Below are 23,580 nucleotides of genomic sequence, written 5' to 3'. Positions count from 1 at the left end.
CCGTCAGACCCCGACGGTGGCGAAGAGGGTGCTGCCGTAGAGCGCCAGGACCAGGGCGACAAACAGGGTGCCGAGCGCCATGCTGCCCTTGCGCAGCGCGCCCTTGGGGTCGTTGGGGAGCTTGAGCAGCATCAGCAGCGCGACGACGGCGATGACGGCGGGGATCCCCTTGGTGACGAGTCCGCTGCCGGTCATGCCGATCGTGGCGAAGAAGTCGGTGAAGCCGCCGGACATGTCGGTGGCCTCGGCGAGGGTGAAAAGCGACTTGGACATCAGGTCTCCTTGGTGGTGTTCGGGGTGGGGCGTGCAAGGGAATACAGGTCGGACATCATGTCGAGGCGGTCGTAGCGGACCTTTGCGCCGGGACGCGGGGCGTTGATGATCCAGCCGCCGCCGACGTAGATACCGACGTGGTGAATGCTGGCCGCGCTGGATCCGTAGAAGACCAAATCCCCGGGGCGCGCTTTTCCGGGTTCCACGGGTTCCGATGCCGCGTACTGCTGGGCTGCCGTGCGCGGCAGGCTGATACCTGCTTTCGCGTAGGCGTAGAGGGTCAGGCCGGAGCAGTCGAATCCGACGATGCTCTTTCCGGAGCTCCCGTTGGGGGAGCAGCAGATTCCGGTGCTGGCGCCGTTGGCGTTCCCGCCGCCCCATGAATAGGGTGTGCCGATTTTTTCTGCCGCTGTGTTGACGGCGGTAGCACCCTGGTTGGCATTTGTTGTTGCGCCACCCGTTTTCCGGTTGGCGAGGGTGGTGATGTTTTTGACGTAGTTCTGTGTTTCCTCGAATCCGGGAGGGACGCCGCCGTATTTGCGGACGTTGCTGGATCCGGCGTTGTAGGCGGCGAGCATGTTTTCCTGTTTGTCGCCGGGGACGCCGTCGACTTCCCCGGCGACGGTGCACAGGTATTTCGCCGAGGACGGGATGGCGTCCTCGGGATCCCATACGTCCCGCTTGCCGTCCCCGTTGCCGTCGATCCCGTGGGCCTCCCACGTGGCAGGGACGAATTGTGCGATCCCCTGGGCCCCTTTCCCCGATTGCGCTTTGGGGTTGAAGCCGGATTCCTGGGTGAGGACCGCGGCGAGTAGATTGGGGCTGACTTCGGGGCACTCGTGTCCCGCGTCCTCGATGAGCTGCCGGTACTCGGCGGGCACCGGGACACCGATTCCCAGGGCCTCTCCCACGGGTCCGGCGCCGGCCGCCTGCACGAGGCTGGCGACGACGACAGCCGCCGTGGCTCCTATCCCGAGCGAGACGGCCGTGGTGGCTCGCAGCACGTGATTTCCTCCTTCCTGGCGTTCTGGACGTTTGTGCAGGTCAGGTCCGCCACCCGACCCGCCCAGCTGCCGCCACCCACCCGCCACCACCCGCCATGGGTGGCGGGTGGTGGCGGGTGCCTGGGCGGTGCCTGGGCGGGTCGGATGGCGGGTCACGAAACGGACATCGCGGCGGCCTTGAGGTTCACGAGCAGGTGGCCGCGGCCCTTCCCTGCCTTGTGCGCAGGGACGCCCAGAAGGCTGCTGAGCTGCTTTCCGGCTTTCCCTGAATCCTCTTCCATGATTCCCAGAGCGGGCGCCAGGTCGGCCGTGAGCATGAAGTCCACACCTTGGGATTCCATGATGGCGATAGCCTTCGTGAGAGGAGTTTCGGGGAGCTCAGCGATCGCTTGATTCCGGCGGTCATGCACCTCATCGACCGCATCCCAGATGAATTCTTCGGGGAACTTGAAGCCGCGGATCAGAGTTGAGGTACCACGCGCGAAAAGGACGGCCTGGCCCGGGATATTCGAGTCGAGGAGCGCGGGCGCGATCGGGGAAACTGTTTCGAAGTACGAGTCCCCGAGAGCGACCTTTGCCGTTCCCTTCGCCGCCACGTAGAGGCACATCCGGTAAAGGAACTGATCGCGGACCTTGACCGGAATGGCGTCATTCGAAGGGCGCTGCGTCAGCATGATCGTGGCAATACCGGATTCCAGTGATTTCGACACCAGCTTCCGCGATTTGTCCTCGTTACTTCGAACCGTTTCCTGGGATTCCTTGGTGCCGTCGTCCACGTAGAAGTCGGCCGCCTCATCGATGATGAAGAAGACCGGCTTGAATTCGGGCGCGGGCTGCCGGTTTCGCTTGGCCAGCTGCATTCTCGTGTACCGGTCGTCCACGCGGACGATCAGCTCATCGAGCATGCTCTCCAGGACGGCCGGATCGTCCGATGCCTCATAGCGGACGGCGATCTTCTCGAATTCTGTGAGCCCGCACAGCTTTCCGTCGAGCAGATACAGATCGAAATCTCCGTACGCAATCAGCAGGCACGTGATGATTCCGTTGACCAGCGTCGTCTTGCCCATCTGAGTCATCCCGCCGACAAGTAGCGACGCCCTGTCGAAAGTGGTAACTCCCGCCAGCTTTCCGGTCACGTCGTGCCCGAAAGGGACTCCGGAGAATGCGGTGATCTCCTCCCGGGTCGGTGCGGGGAAAGGCTGGGTGAAGGGCGGCTCCTTCAGCACCAGGAGGCGGACGTGACGCTCGCTCCGGCGGCTGGTCTCCAGCTTCAGGTGCAACCGGGTGACGCCGAACATGCTCGCGATGGGGCCGAGCCTTCCGGCGACGTCGGCGGCTGTCCGGGACGCGGGCAGAAGGAAGCTGTAGACGGTGCCGACGTCGAGCTGCTCGACGGTGACCTCGTCGTCCAGGACCGCTTCCTCCTTCCCGATGGCCCCGGCCTGCGTCAGTACTGCCGTCAGGGCCCCGTGGACGGCGGGCTGCTCGCCCGTACCGTCCCCGCCGTCCGCCCCGTCCACGACCTCACTGAGAGCCGTGCCGGGCGCTTCCTGCCTCAGGGCGGCCGCGGGCTGTTTCCCGCCCGCCCGGAGCCTCTGGAAGGCCTTGCGGATCCGCCAGGCCAGGGCTCCGAGCGCGACCAGGGACCCGGCTGTGAGCAGCACGGTGGCCGGCCAGGACAGGCCGAGCTGGTCCTTGATGGCGCCGAGGATGCCGAAGGTGATGGCGAGGGTGCCGATTCCGCCGGCCAGTTGCCCGTAGGCGTCTTCTCCGGCTCCGGCCTGCTGTTGCTTCTTGCTTGCCACACCCGTCCTTTCGTTGGTTGGCGAATCGATCGGTCTTGATGTGCGTGCGGTGCTCGCCGGGTCTGCTCCGCCGGGTCTGCGAGGTTTCGCTCGCCGGGTCACTCACCGGGTCTGCACCGGGTCGACTGCTGTGCTGTTTCCGGCAGTCGCGGCGACGGCCAGCCCGCACAGGGGCGGGCTGGCCATCACCGGTGGTGCCGGACGGTGGTTCAGGACTGCTCGTGCCGGACGGCGGTCAGACGCTGGCGTCCTCGGACTCGTCTTCGTCCTCGAAGGTCTCGTCGGCGTTCTCGTGGGCCAGCAGCGCGCCCCACGCGATGCGGATCCGCCGTGTCGAGCCGACGTATCCGGCGCGGCGGAAGGTGTCGCGGGCCTTGCGGTAGGACGTCGGCGGGTCCTCGGCGTAGCGCACGTGCCGCAGCACCACGTCCAGCTGCTCGTCGGTCAGGGGCTGGCCGGGCTCCGGAACCGGCACGCCCGCCACGGACGCGAGTTCGGCGAGCGTGACGGTGGGCACGGTCGGGTGTGCCGGTGTGCCGCCGTTCGGTGTGCCGGTTCCGGGCGGCAGGGCGTTGACCTGCGTGCCGCCGATGTGCCGGGCACCGTCGGGTGTGCCGGGCAGGGCGAGCGCGGACGGCTTCCACTCCCCGAGGACCGGCAGGCGGATCGCCGCCACGGACGGCGGCAGCGCCTTCTCCGCGACCGTCTTCTCGGTGGTCGCGGCCTGGCCGTGCAGTTTCTCGGTCGTGGTCTGCTGGGCCTTGAGGACGCTCCTGCGGTAGGTGGTCTCGGCCTTGGCCACCCGTGTCTCCAGCTCGGCGGCCAGCTTCAGGAGCTCGATGCGGTGTGCGGCCTCGGCCTCCATCTCCTCCAGGTGGTCCGCGACCTGCTGGCGCTTGGTGGCGAGGTCCTGCCGCGTCCGGTCCGACACCGGCCGCCCGAGCGAGGGCAGCACCACCCACCAGGCGAGCTTGGTCATGACGATCGCGACCGGGGTGAGGACCACGGCCAGCTCGAACTTGTCGTTGTCCATCGACGACAGGATCAGATCGGCCGTGGGCACGGCCGCGTTGACGGCCGTGAGCAGGAACCCGGCGATCTGGACACGCCGGGCGCGGCGGCGGTTGTTGCCGGCCAGGATCTCGGTCACCTGGACGACGACCCAGAGGGCGTCCAGGGCGCCGACGGTCGGCACGGCCCACCCGCCGAAGACGGGCTCCAGGATGTCGTAGCTGACAGCTACGGAGAGGATCGCCACGGCCAGGGTGATCAGCCCCAGCACACAGAGCACCGCCCCTCGCGCGGAGGCTTTCTCCCCCCACGCCTCCCACGGCCTCGTCTCCCCGGCCTTCTTGGTCTTCTTGTCGTCCTCTTCCACGGCGTCTTCTCCCTTTCTCGGGTTGGTGGTGTGGTTGTCCGGTGCGAGCGGCCGCGGCTGGATCCGGGGATCTGCCCGGCTGCGGGCGTGCGAAAAGGCGGCAGCCCGTCGTACGGGCTGCCGTTGCCGGCGGGTGCGCGAGGCGGGCGCGATCGGTCGAAAAGCCGCCCGCCGCTCCCGTCCGGCGGGAGTCGGGCTGGGGCGCTCTCCGTCGTCCCCGCCCCGGCGAAAGGGGCGGGGACGACGGGCTATGCCGGGTGGTCAGCCCTCCAGCCGGGCCCGCACGCGCAGCAGGTCCTCGGTCGACATCGTCGCCGCGAGGTCCTCGACAGCGGCCGTGCCGCCGGACGCGGCGGCGGAGATCACCGCGTTGGTCTGCACCGTGGTGGTCGCGGCCTGGGCCGCTTCCGCGACCACGGAGCCCAGGGCTGCGGCGAAGAAGTCGAGATTCATCGTGGTGCCCTTCAGGTTGAGTGGAGCAGAATCGGGCGGATCAGCGGGGTGTCAGACCTCGTCGAGCGGAATCCGGGTCGTGCTGCTGCCGTCGTCCTGCGGGTCGGTGTGGGTCACGGCGTCCTCCGGTGAATGCGTGGCTCCGGGCTTTCCGGCTCCCCTTCACCACCCGGGCCGGCCGCCAGGGTGCAGCGGCCGGTACGGACGGATCAGGCAGCTGGCAGACCGTCAGCGGGTGCGCAGCTGGCGGAGGTAGGCGTCCTGGAGGGTGGCGAGCGCCTTGTACAGCGGGGCGCCGCCGGTGCAGGGGCTCCCGGTGAGGGAGCGGATCCATGCCTGGCAGGCCGGGCAGGCCGTGACGTGCGCGGTCCAGAGGTCACTGGCGCGGTAGCAGCGCTGGAGGAGGTCCTGCGGCCGTGCACCGGGACCGGCCTGCCCCGGGTGTGTCATGAGGCCTTCCGTGCCGACCCGGTGGCCAGGGCTGCCGGGCCCGAGACGGGCGTGGCGCGAAACGGGCACATGGGGCGGCACGGGGTCTTGTCGCAGAGCGGGCAGGCGCCGGCCATCTGGGGCCGGTGGAGGATGAGGACGGGCTGGCGGGTGTGGCCGGGGACCATCTCGCCGAGGGTGCGGCGGGCGTGGCGGCCGGCGGTGTGGGCGCGGTGGTCGCCGTCGGCGACCAGGCGCTCGACGAGCCGGTGGTGCTGCCGGGTGTCGGTCTCGTCGCGGTCGTAGCCGCGGCCGTCGTCCCCGCCCCGGTCGTCCTGCCGGCCGATCTCCTCGGCAGTCGTGCGCGAGTCGGCCCACGGAGCACGGAGCGTGGTCGGGACCGCGACTCCGCCCCTGCACCCGCAGGTCTCGAAGGTGCCCTTGCAGTACGGGCAGTTCCCGGTCGCCGCGCACCTGCCGGCGAGTGCCGCCCCGAGTGCGGGCCGTGCCTGAGTAAGTGTCATGCTGATCATGCGTAGGTCCCCTTTATGGAGGGTGAGCTGCGAAGACGTACCCCCGGGGGCCTAAGCCCGGGGGTACGCCGCTTCGGGGCCGGCGGCCCTGTGGCTGGTCGGACGAGCAGCCACGGCGGCCCCCACCGGTCAAAGCCGGTGGGGGCCACGGTGATCGCTCGTCGGCGGTCAGCTGCCGACGGTCGCGCCGGACAGTCGGGCGACCTTCGCGATGTGGGCGTCCTGCCGCTCGGCCAGGCGCCGGACCTGCTCCTCCAGCGGGGGGCGGGTGTCCCAGTCGCTGTAGTGGCTCAGGCCGTAGAGGCTGGCGTCCGCGATGGGCCATTTCCCGGCCTCCGGGAAGCCCGCGGCCGTCAGCGCGGCGACGTGGTCCAGGCCGGCGTAGAGGTGCTTGTCGTGGACGCGGGCGATCTCCCGCCCCGGCCCGTCGAACGCGACAGCGGCGGCCATGGTGCGGTCCTGGGCGTCGATCAGGCGGGAGACCGCCGACGGCCACTCCCCTCGTACAGCCTGGACAGGACGACGCGGGCCTTCTCACGGAGCAGATGCTCGGCTTTGTTCTCCGACTGCGGCATGTAGGTGAGCTTCGGGTCCTCGTGGGTGGAGGGCTCCCACGGCTCCTCCTCACACCCGCTGAACGGCTCGAACTCGAAACTAAGCCCGCCATGGGGCCCGGCACCGATCTTCTTCAGGTACGTCGGGAAGTACGGCCCGACGCGGGCAACGATCTCCTCCAGCTCCTCCGTGGTGATCCAGAAGCTGTAACCGAGCGGCATGGGGTCCTACCTTTCTTGTGGCCTGAGCTGAGCATTCGTGGAATCGGCGGACCCAGGGGTCCTGGGACCGGTCATGGCGGGCAGGTCAGTCGATCGTCACCGGGCAGGTCAGGCAGCCCTGACGGTCGGCACCCACACCACCGCGGACAGGAGCGGCTCCAGCGGGGCCGGCGGGAGACCCCGGGCCACGGGCGGCTCCATCCCGCACGGGAACTCCCGGCTCCGGGAGGTCTCCAGATGTCCGAGCGCCTGATCGAGCAGCCCGGTCAGCACCGCCCACGCGGACTCCGGCTCGGGCAGCGCCCGCAGCTGCGCGGCGGCCAGCCACACGTCCTGGGTGACGTCGTCCGCGTCTCGTACCGGGTCGGCGGCCATCTCGGCGAGCTGCTCGGCAGCAGCGGCGGCGAGCCGGGCGGAGTAGCGGGAGTAGAGGCTGGTCAGAGTGGTACGCATCAGGGGTCCTCCGGGTCGGGGCGGCAGCGACTGCTGTACGAGCAGCCGAGGCCGCCGACCAACCCCGCGATGGGGTTGGTCGGCGGCCTCGGTCGTTCGTCGCGGTGTACGGGTCAGGCGGGGGACGGTGCCTGAGTCTTCCGGGCGTACTGCTTGCCCAGTTCGGCCTGCCTCTGGTCGTGCGCCGCCTGGTTGTACGGGGACAGCGGGAGCTGAGGGCCTCGAAACTCCGAGCGGGATCCCCGAATCCGGGGCGTGCACCGGTTGTTCATCCGCTCGGCCGTCTCCCCGGCCTGCTCGGCCCACTGGCTCCTCCGGCGAAGGGCGTACAGCGTGTCGCGGGCGCGCTCACCGTTTCGGTCCGCCTGCTGCTCGCGGGCCTGCTTCGTGCGCTGCTCCTCGCGGGCCGCTTCGGTCCACGTCTCGCGCTCATCCAGCTGCCGGCCGGTGCCGCAGAACCTGCCGCTCCGGCACGCCTCGCAGCCGGAGCGGTGGAGCACGACGGCTTCCCGGGCCCGCTGGTAAGCGCTGTTCAGTTCGGTCGGGAAGTACCGGTCGGTCTCGGACTTCGGCGCCTGAGCCATGCGGGACACCGGCATCGGGGCCTCGGCGAGCGGCTTGTAGTGCTGGCGGGCGGAGCGGCGGCCCGTCGCCGTGCTGTCTGCGGCGACCATCGCCTCGCCCCACTGCTCGACGGTGATGTCCATGTCGATCAGCTGCGCGCTGCCGGGGCAGCGGGGAGCGCGGCCGCCGCGGACCTCGCGGTCCAGGTGGTGGGTTTTGATCATCTTGCGGTAGAGCGGGTGCCACGTGTCGCAGTCGGGACAGACGATGGAGTGGCGCTCGCCGTCGCGGAGGTTCATGTTCTGGGGCGGGATCTCGCTCGCCTTGAGGGCGGGCCGACGACTGGGACGCATAGGAACTCCCTGGTCAACGAAGGGTTCGGACTTGGTTGCGTTCTCCGCCCGCCACGGGCTTACGAGGGGCCGTGGAGGACGGGCAGCGCAACTGCTGTCAGGTGCGACCACACGAGCCGGCACGGGGACCTCGTCGTTCGTCACCCGGCAGCCCCCGTTGAGGCGGGCATACACATAGCTCTGTGCGGTGCTGCCTTTTCTGTTGTGGCCGCGCAAGAGAACCGAAGGTTCCGGCTCCCACATCCAGCGCCTCGTGCCTGCTTCCAGGCGTGTCCGGGCGCCTTCCTCGCCTCGCTAACGAGGTTCGGTGGAACCAGTAGACCCAAGTTCGTTAACGATGTCAAGAAGTACGTTAACGAGGTAGACTCTGACGGCGAGACCAGCACGACACGGCCGCGGCACCCACATCGGCGCCTCGATATCTGGCAGCCGTACGATCGCTAGCGAGGTAGGGAGATGGCATGGCAAGCGAGACGGGCACGCAGCGGCCCAAATACCAACGGATCGCCGACGACCTGAAAGCAGCAATCGAGGCAGGCGAGTACGGCCCGGGCGACCGGCTTCCAGGAGAGAGCGCACTCGCCGCGCAATACGACGTCGCCACCCTCACCGCTCGCCAGGCGTTGAAGATCCTCCGGACTGAAGGCCTGGTGGAGACGAAGAGGGGTGCTGGAGCTCGCGTGATCTCGTTCCGCCCCATTCGGCGTCACGGCATCCAGCGCCTGAAGCAAGAGCAATGGGGTTCCGGCAAAACCATCTGGTCCGCCGACGAGGAACGCCCCGTAACAATCGACGTCCGAGTCGACACGGTGACAGCACCGGCCCATATCGCCCACATGCTGGACCTGACGGTCGAACAGGCTGTATGTGCTCGATCTCGCCGTTTCGTACTGGCCGAGCGTCCGGTCATGCTCGCAACGTCGTACCTGCCCCTGGCGCTGGTCGAGGGCACGCCGATCATGCGCGTGGACACCGGTAACGGCGGAACCTACGCACGACTCGCGGAACTCGGCCACGCCCCTGCCCATTTCCGGGAGGAGATCCGGTGCCGGCTCCCCCTTGCCGCAGAGGCTGAAAAGCTCGGTATGCCTCTTGAGCGCCCCGTCGTCAAGGTGTACCGCACGGCATACGACGCGAATCACCGGGCGGTCGAAGTGAATGAGATGACTATGGACAGCGCCGCCTACGTCCTGGAATACGCATTCGATGCCTGAGCGTTTCACCGGCCCCACTCCTGACTGATCGTCGTGTGGGGCCCATCACACTCGCGCTCGGCAGCTCGGAACATCACAGGGACGTGTTGAAGTCCGTACGCACTTTCATTCACGGGTTTTCAACATCCACGTACACATGGGATTTGAGGCCCGAGCCCTAGGCTCGCGGCCATGACGACGGAGGCGCACGGGGTGGGGAAGCATCATGCGGGGTGGAGGCCAGACCGGCTGCGCGAGCAGCGGGCGGCTCACGGCCTGACCCTGGAAGCGGCCGGCGAGCGGCTCCGGGAGGTCGCTGAGCAGGCCCGGCTGCAGGGGATCCCGGCCGCGAATCCCCAGACTTTGTGGCAGCACGAGCAGGGTGAGGTCTATCCGGGCCCGCACTACCGGCGCGCCTATTGCCTCCTCTACCGGGCCACCGAGCCGGACCTCGGCTTCCGGGCAGCTCTGCCCGGCGAAGAGACGTCGACGTTCGCGCTCACGCCGATGGAGGACCGCGTCAACGGCTCGCACGTCCTTGCCGTCGAGCGCGCCGTGCACCGCATCTCGTCCGGCGGCGAGGATGCCGATCACCTCGGTCTCCAGCAGAGGATCATCGACGCCTGGAAGCGGCGGCACACTGGTGGCGATCCGCACCGCCCCGTTCTGATCCTGGTCGGCGGGTACGCAGGCAGCGGCAAGACCGAACTGGCGCGGTTTGTTGTCCAACTCACCGGCTGGCCGCTGCTCGACAAGGACCCCCTCACCCGCCCCCTGGTGGAGCGCCTCTTGGTCGCGCTCGGCGGGGACCCGAACGACCGGCACACCGACCTCTACCGCGAGAACGTCCGGCCGGTGGAATACGACTGCCTGATGCAATCGGCCATGGCCAACGTGAAGTGCGGGATCAGCACCGTGTTGAGCGCGCCGTTCATCGCGGAAATGACAGACCCGGCCTGGATGGAGCGCCTGGCCAACCGTGCTGGGGCGATGGGCGTCGACGTCTACCCGATCTGGGTGCGCTGCGATGAGGAGTCGATGCGGGAGTACATCACCTTCCGCTCTGCGGCGAGGGATGGCTGGAAGCTCCAACGGTGGGACGAGTACACGGCCACCATCGACCTCGACCTGCGCCCGGCAGTGCCGCACCTGGTCGTCGACAATCGGCTGGGCACCGCCGTCAGCCTCGCTGACCAGGCCCGTCAAGCGATGGGGGCAATGTACGCATGAGCCTGAAGCAAGGTGTGATCCTGTACGGACCGCCGGCGGCGGGCAAGGACACCGTCACCGCAGCACTCAGCGAACTCGACTTCAAGTACACGCAGTTCGCCCGGCTGAAGGTCGGAACAGGGAAGTCCGCCGGCTACCGAATGGGCACGGCGGAGCAGCTGCGCGAGCTGGAGGCTGCGGGCGGAATCCTCTACGCAAACGCGCGCTACGGCAACACGTACGTGATCGACCGGCCAGGCTTGGACGCGGCGTTCGCGGCCGGGGTGCCGGTGGTGCACCTCGGGCAGGCCGACGGCATCCGCGCGCTGGTCGACGGCTACCCGACGAACTGGTCGGTGGTGCTGCTGTGGTGCCCGCGCGAGGTGACCGAGCAGCGGTCGGCAGGGCGCGGCGACAGCGACACCGCGGCACGCCTGGCGGCATGGGACGCGACCCGCGAGGACGTGAACGCGCACCCGGGCCTGGGCTCGGACCTGACAGTGGACACCACGGCGTCCACACCTCAGGAGGCAGCGCGGCTCATCGACCAGTTGCTGTCGCGGCGGTCGGGAGCGGCGACGGCATGAGCGCGGGCTACGGGTGGGCGAGACGGTCCAGGGCGTCGGTGAGCGTGAGCTCCGTGTTGTCCTTGTCGTTGTGCCACCGTGCCAGCGTGGACGCGGCCGCGCGCAGCATCTCCGGCGGAAGGCCGGCGGCCGCGAGCGCGTCGGCAGCTTCCTCCAGCTCCGGGCCCCAGCGCCAGGCGCGCGCGGCCGTCTTGGCGACGTACTGCGGCTCCGCGAGGTACGATTCGGTGCGCCGGGAGGCCACGTCGATGAGCTCCTGGTCGACGCCGTGCTCCCGTGCCATGCCGACCGCGAGGGCCACCAGCACTCGCGATGCCTTCTGGAAAGAGGCGTACGACAGCTTCAGCGCGGATGCCTTCCCAATTTCCGTCCCCAACACCTTCGTCCGGACGGCGGTGCCCGCGAACAGCTCCTCGATGCGCCCGCTCGCGGCGGCCGGACCGCACAGGTACAGGGTCGGCGTCTTGCCGCCGACCGGCGGGGAGCCGACGACGCCGCCGTCCACGACGGTCACGTCCGGTTCGAGCAGCGCAGCGATCCGCAGCGCCCGCTCGGGGCTGATGGCGTTCGCCTCCACGTACACCCCGGCGAATCGGTGCCCGGCGACGTCGCGGGCCAAGTCCTCGGCAGCGGCTGGCGGGCAGAGGCTGATGACGATGTCGCTGCGGTCCAGCAGCTCAGCCATCGTGGCCACGGGTGTCAGCCCGAACTGGGTGGCGCGCTCCACGGACGAGACACTGCGCCCGGTCTCGCACCACAGGACCGCGGCCGCGTTGGTCGCGGCGCAGGCGGCGACGGCGGCGCCCATGCTGCCGGGGTGGAGGATGCCCACGGTCGGCTGGTCCACGGTGCTACTCCCAGGTCTCGTTGAGCAGGATGGTGATGGCGTCGGTGACATCGTCGACGACGTAGTGAGCGACGGGGAGTCCGTCGGGCCATGGTCGGCCGCGCAGCCAGATGGTGCGCAGGCCGGCCTGGTGTCCGCCGCCGATGTCTCCGGCCGGGTTGTCGCCGATCATCCAGCCGCCGTCCGCGAGGCTGACGCCGCACCGGGACGCCGCGAGCTCGAAGAGCCTCAAGTCCGGCTTGCGGATCTCCAGGTCGCCCGAGACGGCGACGCCGTCGACCAGGGAGGCAAGGCCGGTCCCGGCGAGTTTGGCGCGCTGGATGTCGCTGGCCCCGTTGGTGATGATCCCGATCGTCCAGGCGGCCGCGCGCAGGCGGGCCAGGCCCTTGAGGACCTCGGGGTGGCAGGTGACGGCGGCCGACATGAGGTCGACGTACTCCTGCCACAGGTCCGCGGCCGACGCCTCCAGACCGAAGGCGTCCCGCAGCCGGGCGAAGTCGTTGACAGTCGCGCGGTCGGCCAGCTCGACGCGCAGCCACCGCTCGGCATCTGGGGAGAGCGCGTGGGAGCGGCACAGGCACGTCAACGCGTCGCTGAGCGCCGATTGCCGGTCGGCCAGCGTGCCGTCCAGATCGAAAAGCGCGAGTCGATGCACGGTCCCGGACCCTACCGGGCGTCGGGCGCAGCGCCATTCACGGCAGCAGCGCACCCCCACCGGAGATCAAATGGTGTATGTTTCAGAGATCGATCGATCATGGGAGCCTGCGCTATGTCTGACCCGGACCGCCTGAAGCGGGTTGATTCCCTGCTCGACGGCCTGGACGACGTCCTGCCGCCGCCGCGCGTACGTGCTCAGCTGCGCCTCGCCGCGAACCTCACGCAGCAGGAGGTCGCGGACGCAGTCGGCGTGAAGCGCCTCGCCGTAGTGCGTTGGGAGTTGGGAAAGAGCAACCCTCGGCGCCCGCAGCGCACTGCCTACATCCACCTGCTCAAGCGGCTCGCGGAGCGATTCCCCGAGGCTGCTGAGCTGGATGCGGGTACGCCGACGCCATCCTCGGATTCAAGGGGGTCGGGGTGACATAACGCCACCGGCCGCGCGCCACATTGTGGACTGACAATCCACTTCGGCCGCGCGGCCCTTCTCGCCGACTGGGCGTGACACCTCAGTTCGGCTGCTCAGTACCGGTTGACGCCGGTCCTGAGCTTCGGCTCATCGAGCCATTCCATCTAGCACTACCCCGCCTTCGACAAGCGGGTCGGCCCCGTGACACGGGCCTCCAGCACGACACGGCCGCTGACAACGGCCGACGCCCCACCGCCGCGGGGCCCTGTGACAGGGGCCCTGCGGTTCACCGAGATCAAGAGGAGAAATCTCCCTCCACTCGATCCAGCGCCGCCCGCTTCTCACGAAGGGGGCGTCCCTGACACATCCGCACATCTGGCCGTCCAGCCCGAAGGGGCTCTGGCCGGTCCAGCGATATGGACGGTAGGTCGTTCCCATAGTGCCTGAGAGTGGTGTCCCCTGTCAGCTTGACCCTGTCCGTTTCACCCCGGTACGGGTCGAGCGATCTTCCTGTACACGAAGGAAGGCACTTACAGTCTGGGCCTTTGATTCATTTTGTCCACATAAATCCTTGGCCAGAGGTGTAACCGACGCGACAAACGCCGCCGGTGGCTCGAACAGTGCGGACCGGGTCGGTGGGAACGAGGCTTGCGGGGCTAACCCCCGCTCGGGCCACGGTGCCGCCCATGCCTCTCTACTTCTCCTCCTCCTGCCCCGTGTCGGCGGCGGCCGCCCCGCTCGGGCACCCGCTCTCAGAGTTCTTCGACAGGGGGCCGCAGCAGAGCGTCATCCCGTGTGACGGGACGCGATCCAAGATTTTTGCCCACCGTGCTGGAGCGCCGGGGGCGCTCAGGGCTGTACAGCCCCTGTCCACAAGCCGTCCGGTGCAGGGTCGGCAGATGGATGAGGAAGCACGAGTTCTGCCTACTGAGGGGGGTGTCCGCCTTGGCGTGTACACCCGCCCGATGACGACGCAGACGGTATCCACGACTCCGGCCGGGACGGTGGGCCGATGAGCGGCGTGGCGGCACCGGCCGCCGCGCCGCTCCCTGCTCCGCATCTGTCGGCCGTCAGCGAGGATCCGCACCGGCTGAGGTCGGTGTCGAGGCGTACGCGCACGCGCCGCGGGCCGCTTCCGGCTCAGGCCGGGCCGGCCCCGAGGCGCAAGGCGGGGCACCCGCTGGTGCTGAGTGAGGATGCCTGTTCACGGCTGAAGGGCGCGGTGCGTGCGCTGCTGGACGCCGATGGTCTGGACGGTATGCCGGATCCGGTGCGTCTGGCGGTGGTGGTGCTGGCGTCGCGGACGCCGTCGGAGTCGGGTGAGGTAGAGATCCGTACGGCGGAGCTCGGCCGGTGGATCGGATTGTCCAAGTCCCGTACCGCTACGGCGGTCGTCCCGGCCCTGCAGAAGTCCGGTCTGGTCACGGTGGAGACGGCGGAAGGCGAGTTCAACCAGCACGACGGACTGCGGTGCCGGGTACAGCCCATGTGGGCTGCCCAGGGCGTGGTGGGGCACGCGCTGAACCTGAAGAAGAAGGAACTCGCCACGTTCCTGCGGCTGATGGAGGCCGTGATGGCCCCGGGATGGGCGCACCGGGACGGCTCGGTCACTCCGGTCGGGCTGCTCGGTGCGCGTACGGGCCGGGGTGCGGCGACGGACCGGTTGGCGCTGCTGTTGCTGGTGCTGGAGGCGCGGGAGAACGGGTGGGTGCGGCAGTGCGGCGGCAGCGTGGATACCCGGCGCGGCCGCCCGGTGGCGACCCTGGCCCGGCTGCTGGGCTGCACCGTGTCGGCGGCAGAGCAGGTACTGGAGCGGCTGGAGGACATGCAGCTGGTGCTGCGGCCTCGAAGGAAGACGGTGTCCAGGCTGAACCAGCGCAGTCGGCTGGTGGTACCGGCGGTCGCCGCCGCGCACGGCCACAGGACCGCCGCCGGCTTCCAGGAGGAGCGCCTGGAAGCTCCGGATCCCGGTTTTTCAGACCCCGATGATGCGGCAGGGCCTAGTGAGGCTCCTGAGACCGGGGAAACAGCGCAGGTCAGTGAGGCTGAGGAGGCCGGGAGGGCTGAATTCGCAGAGCCCGACGTTACGGCAACCCTTCACACTGATCACCCTTACCTGGTTACTCCCGTCGTTCCTCAGCAGCTTGATTGTGGCTTTTCCGGCGAAGGCCGTGGGGGGCAAGGCCGTCGGCCGGAGCGCGTGTGCGTGCGCGAGGACCAGGCCGCCGACGGCAGGACCGCCGCTGCCGGGACCAGGTCGCCGGTGGCTGAGGGCGGCCCGCTCCGCGGGGAAAAGCCGAAGGATTCCCCGGTCGACGAGCGGGTGGGGCAGCGGGCTGCCGGGGCTGGGGCCGGTGGCCGGCCGAAGGCTGTGGGTGGTGGAAAGGCGCAGCAGCAGCGGAGGGTGGGCCTGCCTGCTGATCTTCGTCTGCGGGTGGCTCTGGGGCCGGTCTCCTGGCTGTGGGCGCGGCTGTCCGGCTGGCAGCAGGACCGTGTCGAGGAAGCCGCGAAGGCGGAGCTGGCCAGTCTGGAGGGCCTGCTGGCGCTGCCGGGTAGTGCGCCGCGGCTGCTGGCCGACCGGCTCACCGACCGCCTTGAGGAGACCGGCGGCGAGGCACTGGTGACCGGTCCATACGGGTGGCTGATCAGGCGCGGACTGGTCCAGCGCCAGGCGTGCTCGGACCCGCGCTGCGACGACGGGATCCGCCTGGACACCGGCAGCGATTGTGAAAACTGCGGGAACGTGATCCACAGTCGGCGGTCTCAGCGAGCGCGGATCGCGGCCCAGATTGACCGGGAACTGCCTGCTCTCAGCGGAGAGGCGCGCCGTCGGCTCCTTGAGGACCGGCTGCGAGAGCAGGCTGCCATCGAGGCGGAAGACCTTGTTTGGCGGCGGGAGCAGGCTCGCGCGGAGAAGCACCGGCGGGATGAGGCCCGCACGGCCGCCCTGAGCCGGGCGGAGGGCGAACGGCGGACGGCGGCTGCCGCCGACGCCGTCCGTCAGATGCTGGCGTGTGAGGACTGCGGGCAGGAGCGGGCAGGCGGGTTGTGCGAGGCGTGCGGCTACCGGCGCCGGACCGAGGTCCTGATCGTGGAGGCCGGAATGGTCGCCGCGACCTGGGCGGCCGTGCTCGACGACCGGGCCGATGTCGACGCCGTCACCGCCGACGTCCGGGCATCGCTGGCGGCCGACATCGAACGTACCCGGCAGGAGTTCCTGGACTCGGTGGAGCCGGGCGACCTGGACACGGACCCGGACGGTGCGGCATCCGTGCTCGCCTTCGCCGCGCTCCAGACGGTGGAAGCTGCGCTGCCGGAGTACTGCAGCAGCGCGCTGGGGCGGCTGGGCCGGACCGAGGAAGCCGAGGCGGAGGCCCGCCGGGCGTTCCGCACCGAGCAGGGACGACGCTGGTACCGGCACAACCCGAACGGCGCGGACGCGGTCGCCGCCGCGACTAAGGCCGCCGACGCGGCCCGGGAGCGCACCGCGCAACACCTGCTGGCAAGGCGGCTGGAGCAGCTGCGCAAGGCCGCGGTTGCCCAACCCCAGGGGCCGGCCGTTGCACCGTGGACGGGCCGGCTGGCCGAACTTGCCACGCGTCCGCTGGGCCACGAAACCACCGGCACGTTGACTGTGTGACGGTATCCAGCAGGGCGTTGTCGCACCTGTCTCCCCGGGCGGCTCCGTCTCGCGAACCACCGGGACGAAGCAGGCGAGCATCAAGCCCGAAGCCGCGTGCTGGCTTTGCCGGGCGCGCTGGCCGGTGAGCCGCTCGGCGAGGTTTTCGGCGCGATGCGGCACCCGCAGTACCGAACAGCTGCGTGCGCCGTGCCGAGCGCGAATGCCCTGGCCTCACACGCAAGGTCGAGAACGCGGTCAAAAGGCGGTGCGTTTCCCCGGAAGAGGGGGACCCGTTCACGCGTCTGAGTGGTATCGCCTGACTTCGCTGGCGAACTCCTCATCCATACGGTGACGTGCTCCGTGTGCAGCCTTCCGACTTCCGCGTCCCGACCAAGCGGCCTTACCTCCTGCGTGAGCTGCGATCCCAGCTCCCCAGCGCGGATGATCGTGTCCGGTCGATCTCGGGGCATGATCCCACCGAGTACGAGGCCGTCGCCGATGCCCTCTACAGGGTCTTCGTCACCGCCCGGAACCTGGCTCCCACCAGGAACACGACCAACTGCGCCACCCACCCGAACGGGCCGATCGACCCTGAACCGCCTCAGGGCTGGGGACGGTGTCTCTTCTGCAACAGCAACCGCCGGATCGGGAACCCACAGGCCCGTAGCGGCGGGCCCGTCAGCGCGAGCCAGTACGACGTTCCCCCACCGCCATACACCTACGAAATCCTCTACAACCGGATGCGGCAGATCAACGACGCAGTCTACGAACTCGCCCTGTGCTCACCGGACGACGCCTTCGGCGTCGTAGCCGATCTCATGCACGGGGCCTTCATCATCGCTCGTGAGTTGTCACGACCCCGGTCCACATCTAAGTGCCGAGTCCACCCCGGCGCCCCGATCGACCCGGACGCACCAGGCGGTCCGCAATGCCTGTTCTGCTCAACTGCCGCGAACAAGCGGGCACGAGCGGTCCCGCCGCCCCAGATCCGCGACCGCGTGCGCCATCCGGCTCGCCGCCGCTACACCCCCTGACCACTGACGCCAAGGTAACTACCGATGCCCTCTCCGTACGAGCACCTGATCACAGCAGAAGAACTACTCAGCCGGGCGCAGGAACTCCTGGCTGGCGACCGCCCCCACGCAGCGGTAGCCCACGCACGAGTCGCGGCAGCGTTCCTTGAGGCTGCCGATGCCCGTCAGCAACTGATCCCGGACCTCGGAGGGGTCCCGGCCGCCCGGTCCGAGCCCTGGCCCGAATGGTGCGGCACCTGCGGAGGGCCGGCTCCCGCACTGCGCATGGTCGACGTCACCATGCCCGGAGAGGGGACCCGCATGGCCAAATGCCCTAAATGTCATCCGGGATCGCCGCAATATTCCGCTGATCCAGGCCCTGACGATCACTCGCAGACCTTTCCTGAGCGCTCCGTGGCTCACTGCTGACAGGGCTCACGCACCCATGGCAGTAGCCCGACTGATTACTGCGCGAGAGCTGGATGCCGCACCGCATGCACCGCAGACCAGGCTTCTGCTGGAAGCCGCAAGATGCGCAGATTCGCGCTTCGCCAGCGGTAAAAATCCGCGGAGAGAAGCACTCCTGACAGTCCCACGGGCGACCACCTACTTCATGGTCGTGCTTGAAACGTGGCCACGCGCTTTCTGGATCACCAATAAATTTCTTGGGCACGTCCTGATATCGCAGACAGCCCCGAAAGGTTGCGCCGAAGTGCCCACGTCAGCCTCTCGGGAGGAAAACTCTCCGCCCGCTCGAACTGGTATGCCCACCCGCATGGATGTACAGCACGGCGGGAGACAGCATGGCAGCGGGCTAACCGGCATCACTCCGCCTGGCTGCGCCGAGCCAGGCTTCGTCCCAGACGGCACGAAGCCAGGTGAGGACTGGGCCGACGCCTCCGGCCCAGTGCGTGCGCCAATCCCTCGGTGTCGCGCCGCTTCTCGGAACCCGTAGCGAGCGGCCCGGCCATCCATGTCCCGGTCGTACTCTTCGAGCTGGTCGAGACAGGGGGCGCACGCTGTCGGCGCCGGGGCCGGTGGAGGCCAGTTCCGCTGTGCCGGTCGCCGATCCGAGCCTGCAGTCGGCGGCGCCCGTCGTACCGGTGGAGCGCCGGACGCCGCCGGATGAGTATCGCCGTCCGATCGGGCGCACCGCCAGGCCACGCGGCCATCCCGGGTAGACTCGGCCATCTCGAAAGCGGTGAAGCGGCAGCCCGCCGGGAACACGCCGCCCCACCCGAACCGCGGAGGGGCGGCGATACCTCAGTGGTCAGGCTTCCGGGGCATCCTGGAAGTAGTCGGGGGCAAGCCGCTGGAGGCGGTTGTCTTCCTTGGTGGCCCTCTCCAGGAAGACGTGCCAGCCGAGGTTGAAGACGCCGTGGTGGTCGTAGCTGAACCAGGTGTCCACTACCCGGTAGCACTCGCCGAGGACGAGAACGCCTGCGCCAACGGGAAGGGTCAGCAGGCCTTCATCTTCCTGATAGAGAACGTCCGATGAGTCGCTTTCGTGGAAGTAAGTCGGCCATCGGTAGATGCCGGGGCTTTCCGCCATGTGATCCCTCCCCAAGTTCGTGAGGCGCTTGGCGCGCCCTGGTAGATCATGCCTCGTGTTTCCTGCGGCACGAGAAGTGCTCGGGCAGCCCTTCCGGCCCCGGAAGACTTGCAGGCTGACCGCAGCCTAAACGGCACAGCGGGATCGCTTTTCCCGACGCGTCAACCGGAACCCTTGCTGCCTCCGATTCCCAGGGGCGGGACTCAAGAACAATCGAGCGACTGCCACGCTTCTGCTTCGGCTCTGACCGCACCTCCGAGGCCGGACGGTCCTCAGTGCACCTGTCGCGACGGTCGCCCTGCCGTACGGAAGGACGGCGCTCCTTCTCGTCCACAGCGGGCCCGTTCGCCTCCATGTACTTCTGCCACTGCTGTGCGGGGAGCCAACCGTGGTGACCGCCTCGCTGGAACGGGATCCGCTCGCCGGCCGCAGCTTCCACGATGAACCGGGTGAGGGTCAGACCGTCTTCTCCTGTGAAGGCGCTCGACTGGTGGGCGGGCACGAGGAGGCGGTGCCAGCCTCCGCAGTACCCGGCATCGGTGGGGTTCTCCGGGTCGTAGGGCTTGTCCGGGCACCGGGTGAGAGCGCCGCTCTGAGTGCACTGGCCCTCCTCCAGGACGAAGTTGCCGTCCCGGATCGCGATGGGGTTCTTCTGCACGCGGATGACGGAGGCTGGCAGGTTGGGTGTGCGGACGTAGGGCACGGTGCCGATGCCTGCGTGGTCGGGGTCAGCGAAGTCCCAGACAGACTGGATACCACTGCGACGTCGGAACCCTTCCCGTGAACGCATTCCGCGGACAGTCTGGGCACTCAACTGGGGCTCGTAGCCAAGAACGATGCCGTTGGCGCCGCTGATGCGCACATCGAGGCACGCGTGCCCGTCCGATGTGCGCGACTCGATGTCGGCGCGGAAGCCGTGGTCCTCGGAGTCCTTGGCAACACGTTCCTTACGAGCGAGATGTTCGTCGGACTCGTGACTGACGGGCTTCTCCCCAGGCTTCCGGTAGTGGGAGGCGAGCCATACGTCGCCCCGCTGGACGAGGTACATAGGGACACGTCGGGCGCGGAGGTCCCGGCAGTCGGGGCAGATGAGGCCGCGCTTCTCGACGGGGACGCGGCCTCGCATGCGAATGAGCACATTCAAAAGGTCCTGGCCGTGCGAGACGCCGAGGTCGGCGCGGTCGAGGTCGAGGTTACGGCCGGCCGGTTCGTAGTAGACGGGGTTGCGATAGAGGTCCTCGTCGCTGTCGATCTGGAGGTCTTCGTCCATTGGTGCTCCCCACAGCCGCCACGAATAGGACCCATAACAGTACGGGGCACTACTGACAATGTGGGCTGACCTGCGAAAATCGGCTGAAAAGGAGAAAGGGGTAGATCGTCTCAACCGCACTGCACTGCAGGGCCTGCCTCGCCGGCAGGGACGGGAGCCCCGGCATGAGCGAGAACACCCTGAGCGGAGCCGACCTGGCCCGCATCGCCCTCCAGACGACCCGGCGGTGACCAGCAGCGACCGGGCACCTGCGCCGACAGTTGCACTCGTGGAATCTGCGCGGCAAGAGACGCCGGAGGGATAGCGCGGCTCTCGCCGCCCACCGCGCCACCTGGGTGCCGAGGGCACCGAGGCGAGGCGGTGATCAGCCATCTGTCGCTGCCCCGGTCAGCGCAGCGCCGGAGGGACTCCAGGCCTGCACCGCGGCCATCAGCCTCGCGACCCAGACCGGAAGCGCGAATCCGAGTCCATCCGCATGTACAACGAGATTTCCGGAGTGCTGGACCGGACCACCAAGCGACCGGGCCCGAACGAACCTCCTCCCCGGATCGTCGTCGACACCGCCTTCCTCGACGCCAAGCCGCATTCTGAGAAGAGCTGATCACACACGGAAGGCCTCCCTCCCCCGCACCAAATGCGGTTGAGCGAAAACGGAGTTCGGCAGGCCCGCAGCCAGCAGCACTCCGGCGCGTCCAGCTGTGGGGCGGGAGGGCCCGAAGAGCGGTTCGCCGACGGCCGCCAGGCGGTGGAGGAACTCCGCACCAAAGCTGCGATGCACCACGGTGCCCGTTCCAGCGACGCGGCCCGGGCACGGGCCCTGCAACGCCTGGCAGCTGAGCGGGGTCGGACTCGCCACAATCACACCGGCGGCCGCGCCCGGCCGTCGTCCGCGGATCGCGGGCAGTGCGAGCACCTGGTGCGGTCCGGCGCACCCGCCGGCACGCCAGACCGTGCGGGATGAGCCACGGAAAACCGAAAACGGACGACCCGGGCGAGCCCGGCAGTCAGGCGGTCCAGCGCGAGCACGGCCATGACGAGCGGATCGAGCCGATCGTGAAGGCACGCGAGGCGTCGACGAAGGCTAAGAAGGCGAACAGAGCCCGGGAGGCGAAGGACCGCCGCACTCGACCGGGGCCTACCACGTGAGCGGGTCTACCGGGTGTGGGGCCGCTCTTTGACGGTGTCGGGGATGCGGCATCCGGTCTGGTACCAGTCGCGGGTGTCGGGGCAGATGTAGCCGAGCACGGTGAGGATGTCCTGCCGGTCGGCGAGCAGGTCGCGGCGGTGGACCGGTTCGAGGTGGGCGATGCGGTTGCGCAGCTTGTGGAGGCTGATCAGCGGCTTCTCCACCACCGATCGCGTCTGCGGCTGCAGGTGCGGGAAGGCGTGGCGTACGGCCAGGCGCCAGAGGTTGTCCTGGTAGCGGCGGGCCAGCAGGTAGCGCCAGAACCCGAAGGTCAGCTCCGCGACCGCGTGCCCTTCGGTGGGCGAGGGCTTTCGGGTACGGGCACGGGCGATCGCAATGTCCTTGCGCGCCCGGTCCTCTAGTATTCCGGCCCGGTCGTCCATCCAGCTGCCGCTGTTGCCGGTGCTCTGGTGCCAGATGACGAGCTGGTCGTGCACGGCGTTGCGCAGCACCACCTCGAGCAGGTGGAGCCCTTCGTAGACAGCGGCGGACACGGCGATGTTCCAGCGGTACAGGTCCACAGCCGCACGCTGGCTGCCGGCGGCTGCCTGGTAGGGCGCCAGCCGCCCGGGGGACAGCCGCTGTGGCAGGAAACGCTCAGGGGGAGGTTGTGCCATCACGGGGCAAACCATATAGTTATTTGTGAAGACCCCGTGCGGCCCCTGCTTGCATGCTTCCGGGGTTATGACTTTCCGAAGGGCCACCAAGCACAGCTGGTGGCCCTTCGGCCGTTCCACGTGACCCTTCCGCGTGTGCCTGCGGGGCGGGAATCAGGGTCGGCTGCGGTCTGTACAGGAACAGCCCCGGCGGCCCGCGTGGGCTGCCGGGGCCGCTGCGCACCCGGTCGTACTCCATCCCAGGACCAAGCCTGTAAGGCACCGGGCCTGTCCCACACACTCCATGTCGGTGCGGTCTACGGGCGAGCGTATGCGCCCCGGAGTTTCAGCGCGGACCTTCCTGCCCTGGAGGTTCTCTGCGGGGAGGCTGGCCGGGCTGTGCGTGGCGTCCGGGCGGATGCCGGCCGCCGTCGGCCGGGACAGCGGGCGCAGCCATTCTGGCCGTTTTCTCTCCATGGCCGTCACGGGATGGTCATGCTTGCTCTCGGCAGTGCTGAGACAGCGTGGTGTAACCGGGAGGCAGTGTGTTCCAGACGGGCTTTGTCAGCATGTACCCGTGGGTGACGGACGAGCTGGAGGAGATGCACGGGGGCCAGCCCGGGGTGGTGAACGCGGACGGCACGGAGCCCGGCCCTGTCACCATCCCGTCCAACTCCGGCGGCAGCCTCGGCACGCTCACCGAGTGGTGGGCCTACGACGGAAGCATGGACCCCACGGCCGCCACACACCTGCGCGGCTCGTGCTCGTGCGGCTGGCGGGGTGAGACCCTCTACCCGGTCGACTGGGACCAGGCCCACGAACAACAGCCCTACGAGTACGACACCTCGGGCCCGGAGCGGGACTGGCTGCAGCACACCGAAGACGTCCGGTCCGCCCTCGTGCCGCTGCCCGAGAACCTTGCGGCTCTCCTGGACCAGGTGAACGAGCAGGTGTCCATCCTTTCCGACCGCGAACCGCTGGTCGCCCTGCGCGCGGCCAACATCCTCCAACAACACACCCGGATGTCCCAGCAGAACGCGGCACGGACCATCCAACGAGACGGGATCAGCCCGGCCGCCGTCGCAACCGCCCTCGGATGCACTCCCAGCCAGACCAAGGACCAACTACGCACCTACCGCTGAACCGCCCGGACTTCGGTGCCCGGTTGCTGGCTGGTCATGGCCGGGCGCGTAGGAGGTTCGGCCGTAAAACTCCCCTCAGCTCGGGACGCCGGCCGGGGGAGCGGCGGCCGGTTCCCGGTGCGGCTGCTCGCATCCGAAAATCGAACAGACGTACCATTGGGGGGTACCCAAGAATGAGACCGGTTTCGACTTCCCGAGCGATCTTCTCGATGCCCAGGTCGCTCTTCACCGCGCCCGCAACGCCTCCGAGGAGTACGCCCGCGCCCTCCCCTGGTCCGC

24 protein-coding genes are annotated in these 23,580 nt (G+C 68.9%); 8 read left to right on the top strand and 16 right to left on the bottom strand.

Annotated features, from left to right (window positions below; translation table 11 throughout):
- Positions 1 to 3 precede the first annotated feature (3 nt).
- The 11 genes from OG251_RS35980 to OG251_RS35930 form a co-directional block, all read right to left on the bottom strand.
- The gene (locus tag OG251_RS35980) at positions 4 to 273 is read right to left on the bottom strand and encodes a hypothetical protein (RefSeq protein WP_326681035.1); all 270 of its coding nucleotides are present in this window, start codon (positions 271 to 273) and stop codon (positions 4 to 6) included.
- Positions 273 to 1,277: a C40 family peptidase gene (locus tag OG251_RS35975; RefSeq protein ID WP_326681034.1), complete on the bottom strand. Its 1,005-nt coding sequence runs from the start codon at positions 1,275 to 1,277 to the stop codon at positions 273 to 275. The genes OG251_RS35980 and OG251_RS35975 overlap by 1 nt, the downstream gene beginning before the upstream one ends.
- Before the next feature lie 152 nt (positions 1,278 to 1,429).
- Positions 1,430 to 3,082, bottom strand: a complete 1,653-nt coding sequence (locus tag OG251_RS35970; RefSeq protein ID WP_326681033.1) for an FtsK/SpoIIIE domain-containing protein — start codon at positions 3,080 to 3,082, stop codon at positions 1,430 to 1,432.
- 235 nt (positions 3,083 to 3,317) lie between these two features.
- Positions 3,318 to 4,460, bottom strand: coding sequence for a hypothetical protein (locus OG251_RS35965; protein WP_326681032.1), 1,143 nt, complete (start codon positions 4,458 to 4,460; stop codon positions 3,318 to 3,320).
- A 261-nt stretch (positions 4,461 to 4,721) separates the two neighbouring features.
- Entirely contained in the window at positions 4,722 to 4,913 is a 192-nt protein-coding gene (locus OG251_RS35960; RefSeq protein ID WP_326681031.1) for a hypothetical protein, read from the bottom strand.
- A 228-nt stretch (positions 4,914 to 5,141) separates the two neighbouring features.
- Positions 5,142 to 5,363 (bottom strand): hypothetical protein, encoded by a 222-nt coding sequence (locus OG251_RS35955; protein ID WP_326681030.1) that lies wholly within the window; start codon positions 5,361 to 5,363, stop codon positions 5,142 to 5,144.
- Positions 5,360 to 5,875: a hypothetical protein gene (locus tag OG251_RS35950; RefSeq protein WP_326681029.1), complete on the bottom strand. Its 516-nt coding sequence runs from the start codon at positions 5,873 to 5,875 to the stop codon at positions 5,360 to 5,362. Before OG251_RS35950 ends, OG251_RS35955 begins: the two co-directional genes overlap by 4 nt.
- 168 nt (positions 5,876 to 6,043) lie before the next feature.
- Positions 6,044 to 6,325, bottom strand: a complete 282-nt coding sequence (locus tag OG251_RS35945; RefSeq protein WP_326681028.1) for a hypothetical protein — start codon at positions 6,323 to 6,325, stop codon at positions 6,044 to 6,046.
- A gap of 20 nt (positions 6,326 to 6,345) precedes the next feature.
- A complete protein-coding gene (locus tag OG251_RS35940) occupies positions 6,346 to 6,651 on the bottom strand; it encodes a hypothetical protein (RefSeq protein WP_326681027.1) in 306 nt (101 codons plus the stop codon).
- Positions 6,652 to 6,759: 108 nt separating this feature from the next.
- Positions 6,760 to 7,104, bottom strand: a complete 345-nt coding sequence (locus OG251_RS35935) for a hypothetical protein (RefSeq protein ID WP_326681026.1) — start codon at positions 7,102 to 7,104, stop codon at positions 6,760 to 6,762.
- 113 nt (positions 7,105 to 7,217) lie between these two features.
- Positions 7,218 to 8,021 (bottom strand): hypothetical protein, encoded by an 804-nt coding sequence (locus OG251_RS35930; RefSeq protein ID WP_326681025.1) that lies wholly within the window; start codon positions 8,019 to 8,021, stop codon positions 7,218 to 7,220.
- Positions 8,022 to 8,482: 461 nt separating this feature from the next.
- Here OG251_RS35930 and OG251_RS35925 point away from each other — a divergent pair, with 461 nt between their 5' ends.
- From OG251_RS35925 to OG251_RS35915, 3 genes are all read left to right on the top strand, one after another.
- A complete protein-coding gene (locus OG251_RS35925; protein ID WP_326681024.1) occupies positions 8,483 to 9,235 on the top strand; it encodes a GntR family transcriptional regulator in 753 nt (250 codons plus the stop codon).
- 171 nt (positions 9,236 to 9,406) lie between these two features.
- Positions 9,407 to 10,444 (top strand): AAA family ATPase, encoded by a 1,038-nt coding sequence (locus OG251_RS35920; protein WP_326681023.1) that lies wholly within the window; start codon positions 9,407 to 9,409, stop codon positions 10,442 to 10,444.
- On the top strand, positions 10,441 to 11,010 hold the full coding sequence (locus OG251_RS35915; RefSeq protein ID WP_326681022.1) for a phosphotransferase-like protein: 570 nt from the start codon (positions 10,441 to 10,443) through the stop codon (positions 11,008 to 11,010). The genes OG251_RS35920 and OG251_RS35915 overlap by 4 nt, the downstream gene beginning before the upstream one ends.
- A 7-nt stretch (positions 11,011 to 11,017) precedes the next feature.
- Here the strand turns inward: OG251_RS35915 and OG251_RS35910 are convergent, their stop codons facing one another.
- Both OG251_RS35910 and OG251_RS35905 read right to left on the bottom strand, forming a co-directional pair.
- The gene (locus OG251_RS35910) at positions 11,018 to 11,857 is read right to left on the bottom strand and encodes a DUF1932 domain-containing protein (protein WP_326681021.1); all 840 of its coding nucleotides are present in this window, start codon (positions 11,855 to 11,857) and stop codon (positions 11,018 to 11,020) included.
- Positions 11,858 to 11,861: 4 nt separating this feature from the next.
- Positions 11,862 to 12,512, bottom strand: coding sequence for an HAD family hydrolase (locus tag OG251_RS35905; RefSeq protein WP_326681020.1), 651 nt, complete (start codon positions 12,510 to 12,512; stop codon positions 11,862 to 11,864).
- Positions 12,513 to 12,626: 114 nt separating this feature from the next.
- On the opposite strand from OG251_RS35905, the gene OG251_RS35900 reads away from it, so the two are divergent.
- The 3 genes from OG251_RS35900 (at position 12,627) to OG251_RS35890 (ending at position 17,576) form a co-directional block, all read left to right on the top strand.
- Positions 12,627 to 12,935, top strand: a complete 309-nt coding sequence (locus OG251_RS35900; protein ID WP_326681019.1) for a helix-turn-helix transcriptional regulator — start codon at positions 12,627 to 12,629, stop codon at positions 12,933 to 12,935.
- 997 nt (positions 12,936 to 13,932) lie between these two features.
- Positions 13,933 to 16,560 carry a hypothetical protein gene (locus OG251_RS35895; protein WP_326681018.1) on the top strand — a complete coding sequence of 876 codons (2,628 nt, stop codon included), beginning with the start codon at positions 13,933 to 13,935 and terminating at the stop codon, positions 16,558 to 16,560.
- Between the two features lie 344 nt (positions 16,561 to 16,904).
- The gene (locus OG251_RS35890) at positions 16,905 to 17,576 is read left to right on the top strand and encodes a hypothetical protein (protein WP_326681017.1); all 672 of its coding nucleotides are present in this window, start codon (positions 16,905 to 16,907) and stop codon (positions 17,574 to 17,576) included.
- Positions 17,577 to 18,825: 1,249 nt separating this feature from the next.
- On the opposite strand, the gene OG251_RS35885 is transcribed toward OG251_RS35890, so the two are convergent.
- On the bottom strand, positions 18,826 to 19,107 hold the full coding sequence (locus OG251_RS35885) for a hypothetical protein (RefSeq protein ID WP_326681016.1): 282 nt from the start codon (positions 19,105 to 19,107) through the stop codon (positions 18,826 to 18,828).
- A 46-nt stretch (positions 19,108 to 19,153) separates the two neighbouring features.
- Positions 19,154 to 20,377, bottom strand: coding sequence for a hypothetical protein (locus OG251_RS35880; protein ID WP_326681015.1), 1,224 nt, complete (start codon positions 20,375 to 20,377; stop codon positions 19,154 to 19,156).
- A 475-nt stretch (positions 20,378 to 20,852) separates the two neighbouring features.
- On the opposite strand from OG251_RS35880, the gene OG251_RS35875 reads away from it, so the two are divergent.
- Entirely contained in the window at positions 20,853 to 20,978 is a 126-nt protein-coding gene (locus OG251_RS35875; protein ID WP_326681014.1) for a hypothetical protein, read from the top strand.
- A gap of 551 nt (positions 20,979 to 21,529) precedes the next feature.
- Here OG251_RS35875 and OG251_RS35870 read toward each other — a convergent pair.
- Positions 21,530 to 22,183: a hypothetical protein gene (locus OG251_RS35870; protein WP_326681013.1), complete on the bottom strand. Its 654-nt coding sequence runs from the start codon at positions 22,181 to 22,183 to the stop codon at positions 21,530 to 21,532.
- A gap of 557 nt (positions 22,184 to 22,740) precedes the next feature.
- Here OG251_RS35870 and OG251_RS35865 point away from each other — a divergent pair.
- Positions 22,741 to 23,301, top strand: a complete 561-nt coding sequence (locus tag OG251_RS35865; RefSeq protein WP_326681012.1) for a hypothetical protein — start codon at positions 22,741 to 22,743, stop codon at positions 23,299 to 23,301.
- Positions 23,302 to 23,580 lie beyond the last annotated feature (279 nt).

The organism is Streptomyces sp. NBC_01237 (assembly GCF_035917275.1).
Lineage (GTDB): Bacteria > Actinomycetota > Actinomycetes > Streptomycetales > Streptomycetaceae > Streptomyces.
This window is presented reverse-complemented; position numbering and strand designations above follow the sequence as displayed.

Bases quoted from the DNA above. Each gene is read 5' to 3' on its own strand.
- OG251_RS35980 (WP_326681035.1), bottom strand. From the start codon at position 273: ATGTCCAAGTCGCTTTTCACCCTCGCCGAGGCCACCGACATGTCCGGC.
- OG251_RS35960 (WP_326681031.1), bottom strand. From the start codon at position 4,913: ATGAATCTCGACTTCTTCGCCGCAGCCCTGGGCTCCGTGGTCGCGGAA.
- OG251_RS35955 (WP_326681030.1), bottom strand. From the start codon at position 5,363: ATGACACACCCGGGGCAGGCCGGTCCCGGTGCACGGCCGCAGGACCTC.
- OG251_RS35950 (WP_326681029.1), bottom strand. From the start codon at position 5,875: ATGATCAGCATGACACTTACTCAGGCACGGCCCGCACTCGGGGCGGCA.
- OG251_RS35945 (WP_326681028.1), bottom strand. From the start codon at position 6,325: ATGGCCGCCGCTGTCGCGTTCGACGGGCCGGGGCGGGAGATCGCCCGC.
- OG251_RS35940 (WP_326681027.1), bottom strand. From the start codon at position 6,651: ATGCCGCTCGGTTACAGCTTCTGGATCACCACGGAGGAGCTGGAGGAG.
- OG251_RS35935 (WP_326681026.1), bottom strand. From the start codon at position 7,104: ATGCGTACCACTCTGACCAGCCTCTACTCCCGCTACTCCGCCCGGCTC.
- OG251_RS35930 (WP_326681025.1), bottom strand. From the start codon at position 8,021: ATGCGTCCCAGTCGTCGGCCCGCCCTCAAGGCGAGCGAGATCCCGCCC.
- OG251_RS35925 (WP_326681024.1), top strand. From the start codon at position 8,483: ATGGCAAGCGAGACGGGCACGCAGCGGCCCAAATACCAACGGATCGCC.
- OG251_RS35920 (WP_326681023.1), top strand. From the start codon at position 9,407: ATGACGACGGAGGCGCACGGGGTGGGGAAGCATCATGCGGGGTGGAGG.
- OG251_RS35915 (WP_326681022.1), top strand. From the start codon at position 10,441: ATGAGCCTGAAGCAAGGTGTGATCCTGTACGGACCGCCGGCGGCGGGC.
- OG251_RS35900 (WP_326681019.1), top strand. From the start codon at position 12,627: ATGTCTGACCCGGACCGCCTGAAGCGGGTTGATTCCCTGCTCGACGGC.
- OG251_RS35895 (WP_326681018.1), top strand. From the start codon at position 13,933: ATGAGCGGCGTGGCGGCACCGGCCGCCGCGCCGCTCCCTGCTCCGCAT.
- OG251_RS35885 (WP_326681016.1), bottom strand. From the start codon at position 19,107: ATGGCGGAAAGCCCCGGCATCTACCGATGGCCGACTTACTTCCACGAA.
- OG251_RS35880 (WP_326681015.1), bottom strand. From the start codon at position 20,377: ATGGACGAAGACCTCCAGATCGACAGCGACGAGGACCTCTATCGCAAC.
- OG251_RS35875 (WP_326681014.1), top strand. From the start codon at position 20,853: ATGTACAACGAGATTTCCGGAGTGCTGGACCGGACCACCAAGCGACCG.